Origin of the sequence: Streptomyces sp. N35 (genome assembly GCF_016464295.1) — a bacterium.
In the GTDB taxonomy this organism is placed as follows: domain Bacteria; phylum Actinomycetota; class Actinomycetes; order Streptomycetales; family Streptomycetaceae; genus Streptomyces.
Genome location: NZ_JAEIMH010000094.1, coordinates 28,491 through 35,362, shown reverse-complemented (window position 1 = coordinate 35,362; position 6,872 = coordinate 28,491). Strand labels below are relative to the sequence as shown.

Annotated in this window: 8 protein-coding genes and 1 pseudogene; 5 read left to right on the top strand and 4 right to left on the bottom strand. The window is 71.1% G+C overall.

Features of this window, described 5'->3' with window-relative positions:
- Both JAO81_RS35390 and JAO81_RS35385 read left to right on the top strand, forming a co-directional pair.
- On the top strand, nt 1-721 hold a 721-nt coding region (locus JAO81_RS35390; protein WP_267913101.1), incomplete at its 5' end, for an SbcC/MukB-like Walker B domain-containing protein.
- Between the two features lie 148 nt (nt 722-869).
- Nucleotides 870-1,103 (top strand): hypothetical protein, encoded by a 234-nt coding sequence (locus JAO81_RS35385; RefSeq protein WP_199552092.1) that lies wholly within the window; start codon nt 870-872, stop codon nt 1,101-1,103.
- A 17-nt stretch (nt 1,104-1,120) separates the two neighbouring features.
- Here the strand turns inward: JAO81_RS35385 and JAO81_RS35380 are convergent, their stop codons facing one another.
- On the bottom strand, nt 1,121-1,567 hold the full coding sequence (locus JAO81_RS35380) for an Lrp/AsnC family transcriptional regulator (protein WP_199552091.1): 447 nt from the start codon (nt 1,565-1,567) through the stop codon (nt 1,121-1,123).
- A 95-nt stretch (nt 1,568-1,662) separates the two neighbouring features.
- On the opposite strand from JAO81_RS35380, the gene JAO81_RS35375 reads away from it, so the two are divergent.
- Together JAO81_RS35375 and JAO81_RS35370 are read left to right on the top strand one after the other, a co-directional pair.
- The gene (locus JAO81_RS35375; RefSeq protein ID WP_199552090.1) at nt 1,663-2,151 is read left to right on the top strand and encodes a rhodanese-like domain-containing protein; all 489 of its coding nucleotides are present in this window, start codon (nt 1,663-1,665) and stop codon (nt 2,149-2,151) included.
- A 71-nt stretch (nt 2,152-2,222) separates the two neighbouring features.
- Nucleotides 2,223-3,068 (top strand): SDR family oxidoreductase, encoded by an 846-nt coding sequence (locus tag JAO81_RS35370; RefSeq protein WP_199552089.1) that lies wholly within the window; start codon nt 2,223-2,225, stop codon nt 3,066-3,068.
- 66 nt (nt 3,069-3,134) lie between these two features.
- Here the strand turns inward: JAO81_RS35370 and JAO81_RS35365 are convergent, their stop codons facing one another.
- Both JAO81_RS35365 and JAO81_RS35360 read right to left on the bottom strand, forming a co-directional pair.
- Nucleotides 3,135-4,820, bottom strand: coding sequence for a DUF885 domain-containing protein (locus JAO81_RS35365; RefSeq protein WP_199552088.1), 1,686 nt, complete (start codon nt 4,818-4,820; stop codon nt 3,135-3,137).
- Between the two features lie 101 nt (nt 4,821-4,921).
- Nucleotides 4,922-5,401, bottom strand: coding sequence for an Lrp/AsnC family transcriptional regulator (locus JAO81_RS35360; protein ID WP_199552087.1), 480 nt, complete (start codon nt 5,399-5,401; stop codon nt 4,922-4,924).
- 59 nt (nt 5,402-5,460) lie between these two features.
- Here JAO81_RS35360 and JAO81_RS35355 point away from each other — a divergent pair, with 59 nt between their 5' ends.
- On the top strand, nt 5,461-6,651 hold the full coding sequence (locus JAO81_RS35355) for a PLP-dependent aspartate aminotransferase family protein (protein ID WP_199552086.1): 1,191 nt from the start codon (nt 5,461-5,463) through the stop codon (nt 6,649-6,651).
- Here JAO81_RS35355 and JAO81_RS43060 read toward each other — a convergent pair.
- Nucleotides 6,593-6,872 (bottom strand): annotated as a pseudogene (locus JAO81_RS43060) (hypothetical protein); the annotation flags it as partial. The gene JAO81_RS35355 and the pseudogene JAO81_RS43060 overlap by 59 nt on opposite strands.

The following is a 6,872-nucleotide window of genomic DNA, read 5'->3' as shown; positions in this document are numbered from 1 at the left end:
CCCCGCCCCGGCCGGGGCCGAGCGGGCCGCGGAGATCGGGGAACGGGCGCTGGGGCGCGCGGCCAGCGCCCAGGCGCCCGCCGAGGAGCGCTGCCGTGAACTCGACCGGCTCTCGCGCCAGGCCGCCGCGGAGGCACGCCAACTGGCGCCGCTGCGCGCGGAGTACGACCGGGTCGCACGCCTGGCGACGCTCGCGGCCGGCACCTCGGCGGACAACGAACGCAAGATGCGCCTCGAGTCCTATGTGCTCGCGGCCCGCCTCGAACAGGTCGCCGCCGCCGCGACCATGCGGCTGCAGCGGATGTCCGGGGGCCGCTACACCCTGGTCCACTCCGACGACCGCGCGGGCCGCGGAGCGCGCAGCGGACTCGGGCTCCATGTCATCGACGCCTGGACCGGACGCGAGCGCGACACCGCGACACTCTCCGGCGGCGAGACCTTCTTCGCCTCGCTCGCGCTGGCCCTCGGCCTGGCCGATGTGGTCACCGACGAGGCCGGCGGGGTCCGCCTCGACACCCTCTTCATCGACGAGGGCTTCGGCAGCCTCGATGACCAGACCCTCGACGAGGTCCTCGACGTGCTCGACTCCCTGCGCGACCGCGACCGCAGCGTCGGCATCGTCAGCCACGTCGCGGATCTGCGGCGGCGCATCCACGCCCAACTGGAAGTGGTGAAGGGGCGCGCGGGCTCGGTGGTGCGGCAGCGGGGGCTTTCGGGCTGACCGATTCACGGCCCGATTCACGGCCCGATTCACGGCCCGCTTCACGGTCCGACGGTGCGTACGGCAGCCGGCCTCGGGTACTCGGCGGCCACGTCGCCATCAGCAAGGCAAGCGGCGGCGAACCCATCCCGAAGGAGGGAATGCCACCATGCCTACCGGCCGCGAAACCGGATCCGTCACGGGTACCAAGGACAAGGACTACAACCTCGTCTGGTACGTGGAGTCCTGCCTGAACAACGCGCTGCGTCTGGAGACGTACATCCAGGACGCGGAGCGTGAGAAGGACGAAGCGGTCGTCGAACTGTTCCGCAAGGCGCAGGCCGACAGCCGCAAGGGCGCCGAGTTCGGCAAGAAGCTGCTGCGCGAGCGACTGGCCGGCTGACGCGGGCCGCCGCATCCTCAGCGGCTGATCGCGCGCCGGGGCAGGGGCGAGGAGTACACCACGCTCGTCGTCACCGAGCCCAGCGTGCCGATCTTCCCGGAGACCTCCTCGAGGTGGCTCATGGAGCGGGCCGCGACCTTGAGGACGAAGCAGTCGTCACCTGTGACATGGTGCGCCTCGAGGATCTCCGGAGTCACCTCCACCAGATCGTGGAACGGCTTGTAATTGCCGTTCGGATACCTGAGACGGACGAAGGCCAGGATCGGCAGACCCAGTTCCTCGGGGACGACGACGGCCGAATAACCCTGGATCACGCCCGCCTCCTCCAGCCGGCGCACCCGCTCGGTGACGGCGCTCGAGGACATGGAGACGGTGCGGGCGAGCTCCGCGAAACTGGCCCGTCCGTCACGCTGCAGGGCGTCGAGGATCAGCCAGTCGGTGGCGTCTGGGGAATAGCCGGTCATGTCCGAGAGATAGCAGGGGAATCACCGGCCGATCAAGGTGTACGCCGGGGAAATTCCCTGGCCGGAGCATGATCACCGGCCGTAGATTACTGGGCATGACGACAACACAGACCGCCCTGACCAGCGACAACCCCGTTCTGCGGGTGCCCCCGGCGGCCCCTGCCGCGGCCGCCGCCTACTTCGCCGCCTCGCTCGCTTTCCACGCCGATGTCTCCGATGTCGCGGCCGCACTGGCCGCCGACGGCGACCCCGGTTTCGTGGTCATCGACACGCGCTCCACCGCCTCCTGGGACCAGGGCCACGTACCCGGCGCGATCCACCTGCCGACCGCGCAGATACCCGAGCAGGCCGAGCAGCTCCTGGACAAGTCCGTCCCCGTGGTCACGTACTGCTGGGGCCCCGGCTGCAACGGAGCGACCCGCGCGGCGCTCGCCCTGGCCCAACTCGGTTTCCACGTCAAGGAGATGCTCGGCGGCTTCGAGTACTGGGCGCGTGAGGGCTTCGCGTACGAGACCTGGGAAGGCTCCGCCCAGCGTGACGCCGACCCGCTGACCGCACCGATCGAGGGTGACTGCGGCTGCTGACGGGAGGGCCGCGGGTGTCCGGCGGTAAAGGTGTTTGAGGGTGCGGCCGACGGCAGGCATCATGATCCGTCATGCCTCGACTCCCGCACCCCACACCCGGACAGCTCCGCCGCGACCCCCTTCCCCTGCGCGGCCGCACCGCGCTGGTGACCGGTGCGAGCCGGCGCGGCGGCATCGGCTACGCGGTCGCCCGACGGCTCGCCGCGTACGGCGCGAGCGTTTATGTGCACCACCATGTGCCGCACGACGACGAGATGCCCTGGGGCGGTGACCGTCCCGAGGAGGTCGTCGCGGGCGTACGTGAAGTACTCGGCGACCCCGAAGCAGTGGTCGTCGATGGGCCGGGCGACCTGTCCGACCCCGCCGCCCCCGGCCGGCTGATCGAGACAGCGGCGGCCGCGCTCGGCGGGCGCCTCGACATCCTCGTCGCCAACCATGCGCTCAGCGGCAGCGACGGCCAACTGCACGAGATCGACGCCGCGATGCTCGACCGGCACTGGGCCGTCGACACCCGTTCGGTGCTGCTGCTCGTGCAGGCCTACGCCGGCCTGCGGGCCGCACTCGCGGAGCCCGCTCCCGGCGGGCGGGTGATGATGATGACCTCCGGACAGGACCACGCCGGAGGTATGCCGCATGAGATCGCGTACTCCCTGCAGAAGGGCGCACTCGCCTCGGCCACCCGCACCCTCGCCACGGCGCTCGGCGAGCACCTCGTCACCGTGAACACCGTCAACCCCGGCCCGGTGGACACCGATTACCTCACCGGAGAGATCTACGACGCGATCGCGGAACGCTTCCCCGCCGGCCGGTGGGGCATGCCCGACGACCCGGCCCGTCTGATCGCCTGGCTGGCCACGGACGAGGCCGAGTGGATCACCGGCAACGTGATCGACTCGGAGGGCGGATTCCGGCGCTGAGCTCGCTTCGTGCCGATGGCGGCGCCCCTGCCCGTAGCGCACAGAGTCAGCGCCCAGAATCAGTGCTCAGAGTCGCGAAAGCTCCTCGACCAGATCGTCGAGTCCCAGCGAACCCTGCGACAGGGCCGCCATGTGCCAGGCCTTCGCGTCGAAGGAAGCGCCGTGCGCACGGCGGGCGTTCTCCCGGCCGAGCAGCCAGGCGCGTTCGCCCAGCTTGTAGCCGATCGCCTGGCCCGGCGTGGACAGATAGCGGATCAGCTCGCTCCGCACGAAGTCCGCGGGCCGGCTGGAGTGCGCCGCGAAGAACTCATGCGCCAGCTCCGGCGTCCAGCGCTCGCCGGGGTGGAACGGCGAGTCCGCCGGGATCTCCAGCTCCAGATGCATCCCGATGTCGATGATCACGCGGACCGCGCGCATCATCTGCGCGTCGAGATAGCCGAGCCGCTCCTCGGCGTCGCGCAGGAAGCCCAGCTCGTCCATCAGCCGCTCGGCGTACAGCGCCCAGCCCTCGGCGTTGGCGCTGACCATGCCCACGGAGGCCTGGTAGCGCGACAGGTTGTCCGCGACGTGCACCCACTGCGCGAGCTGCAGATGGTGGCCGGGAACACCCTCGTGGTACCAGGTCGACACCAGGTCGTAGACGGGGAAGCGGGTCTGGCCCATCGTCGGCAGCCAGGTGCGGCCCGGACGCGAGAAGTCCTCGGACGGCGAGGTGTAGTACGGAGCGGCGGCGCCACCGGGCGGGGCGATCCGTGACTCCACCTTCCGTACCCGCTCGGCGAGTTCGAAGTGGGTGCCGTCCAGCGCCTCGATGGCCTCGTCCATCACCTGCTGCAGCCACGCGCGCACCTCCTCCACGCCCTCGATGTGGCGGCCGTGCTCATCGAGATGCGCCAGCGCCACCCAGGGCGTCTCCGCGCCGGGCAGGATCTTCTCGGCCTCGCTGCGCATCTCGCCGAGCAGCCGGTGGAACTCCGCCCAGCCGTACGCGTAGGCCTCGTCGAGATCCAGATCCGTCCCGTTGAAGTAGCGCGACCAGCGGGCGTACCGCTCCCGGCCGACCGTGTCGGACGCGTCCGCGACCGCCGGGGCGTACACCTCGCGCAGCCAGTCGCGCAGCTCCACCACGGCCGCCGTCGCGAGGCGCCCGGCCGCGTCGAGCTCGGTGCGCAGCGAGGCGGGCGCCGGGTCGGTGAACTCCTCGAACCAGCCCCGCTCCGCGCCCGCCCACTCGGTGAGCTGCTCGATGAACGTGGCCGTCGCGCGCGGCCCTCCGTAGATCTTCTTCTCCAGGCCGAGCGCGAGCGACTCCCGGTAACCCGCGAACGCGGCGGGCAAGGCCCGCAGCCTCGCGGCCACCGCGCGCCAGTCGTCCTCGGTGTCCACCGGCATCAGCGTGAACACATCGTGCACCTCATGCGCGGGCGACATGATGTTGCTGATCGCGCACAGCATCTCCTCAGCGTCGAGCACCTGGAGCTGGGCCGTCAGCCGCTCGCGGAGCAGGCGCGCGCAGCGCCGCTCGTGCTCGCTGTCTGCTCCGGGCACCTGCTCGGCGGCCTCGAGCCGGCTCAGCGTGGTGCGGGCGAGCTCAGCCATCCGGCGGGTGCCCTCGGGCGACAAGTCCGGGAGCCGGGTGGCGCTTTCGGGGTCGCCGAGATAGGTGCCGGTGACCGGGTCGAGGGCGATCAGGTCGTCCACGTAGGCATCGGCGACCTGACGGGGGAGAAGGCTGCGAGTGGTGTCTGACATGCGGGCAATCTTCATACGGCGACGTGCCTCGCGTCACCGGATTCCGCTCTCGGCTTTCCGTCTGACACGACGGAATCCGGCGCCTAGTGCCCGATAAACGGTCAGCCGGTGGGCGGCGGCAGCAGCGGTCCGCAGTCCCACTGCTGGAAGATCAACCGGGTCTCGACCCGCGCCACTTCCCGGCGCGAGGTGAACTCGTCGAGCACGAGCCGCTGCAGATCCGCGGTGTCGCTCACGGCCACATGCACCAGATAGTCGTCGGGGCCGGTCAGATGGAAGACCGCCCGTGACTCCGACAGCGCCCGGATCCGTTCCACGAACGGCCCGACCAGCTCCCGCCGGTGCGGCCGCACCTGCACCATCAACAGGGCCTGCAGCCCCCGCCCCAGCTTCGCCGGATCCAGGCGCAGCTGATGCCCGAGGATCACGCCCGCTCGGCGCAGTCGCGCCACCCGGTCGAGGCAGGTGGAGGCGGCGACGCCCACCTCGGCGGCGAGATCGCGGTAGGTGGTCCGGGCGTCGTTCTGCAGCAGACGCAATATGTCCAGATCGACCGGATCAAGTGCGACGGAGTCGTTCATCGGCCGAACGTAACACGGGGTTTCGCGGCTGATTCCGGTGCGCTGTTCAGAATCCGCGTATGGCAACCGACGACTTCAGCGCCGTATCCCGGGCGCTCGCCACCGAAGCCGTGCACGCCGGCCGCGAGGACCTCGCCGGTCTGGGACTGCACGCCCCGCCGCTCGATCTGTCGACCACCTACCCCTCGTACGACAGCCGTGACGAAGCCGCCCGGATCGACGCCTTCGCGGCGACCGGCGCGCTCGACGACGGACCGCCCGTGTACGCGCGCCTGAGCAATCCGACCGTCGGCCGTTTCGAGACCGCGCTCGCCAAGCTCGAAGGCACCGAGAGCGCCGTCGCGTTCGCCAGCGGAATGGCCGCGCTGACCGCCGTGCTCCTGGTGCGTGCGAGCCTCGGCCTGCGCCACGTCGTGGCCGTCCGCCCGCTGTACGGCTGCAGCGACCACCTCCTGAACGCCGGACTTCTCGGTACGGAGGTCACCTGGGTCGATCCGGCGGGCATCGCGGACGCCATCCGCCCCGACACCGGTCTGGTGCTCGTCGAGTCCCCGGCCAACCCCACGCTGCGCGAGCTCGACCTGCGGGCCATCGCCCACTCCTGCGGCTCGGTGCCCCTGCTCGCCGACAACACCTTCGCCACCCCCGTGCTGCAGCGGCCGGCCGAGAGCGGAGCGCGCCTGGTGCTGCACAGTGCGACCAAGTACCTCGGCGGGCACGGCGATGTGATGGGCGGCATCGTGGCCTGCGACGAGGAGTTCGCGCGCAAGCTGCGGCAGGTGCGGTTCACGACCGGTGGGGTGCTGCACCCCTTCGCCGGCTATCTGCTGCTCCGGGGTCTTGCCACCCTTCCCGTACGGGTGCGGGCGGCCTCGGCCAGTGCGGCGGAGCTGGCCGGGCGGCTATCCGCCGATCCGCGGATCAGCGCCGTGCACTATCCGCGGATCGGCGGGGCGATGGTGGCCTTCGAGACCGTGGGCGACCCGCACGAGGTGATCGGCGCGGTACGGCTGATCACCCCGGCGGTCAGCCTCGGCAGCGTCGACACCCTCATCCAGCACCCGGCGTCCATCAGCCATCGGATCGTGGACGCCGGGGACCGCCGCTCCTCGGGTGTGAGCGACCGGCTGCTGCGGATGTCGGTCGGCCTGGAGGACGTCGAGGACCTGTGGGCCGATCTGGACCAGGCGCTCAGTGGCCGTCAGGATCGACAGGAGAGGGCTGGACGGCGTACGGGAGCGGTGAGTTGACGGCCCCCGAGCTCTCGGCTGCGCTCGAGCGGGTGGGACCCCCATGGGCGTCGAGCCGAGCCGTGATCACCAGCGTGCCCTCCTCGATCTGGTAGTCGAGCGGCAGTCCCAGGCCGCGCATCGCCGCGACCATGCCGGTGTTGGGTGCCCGGGTCACCGCGTACACGCTCGCGCAGCCGGGCCCGGGCCCGCCCTCCACCCCACCGGGCCGGGCGGTGGGC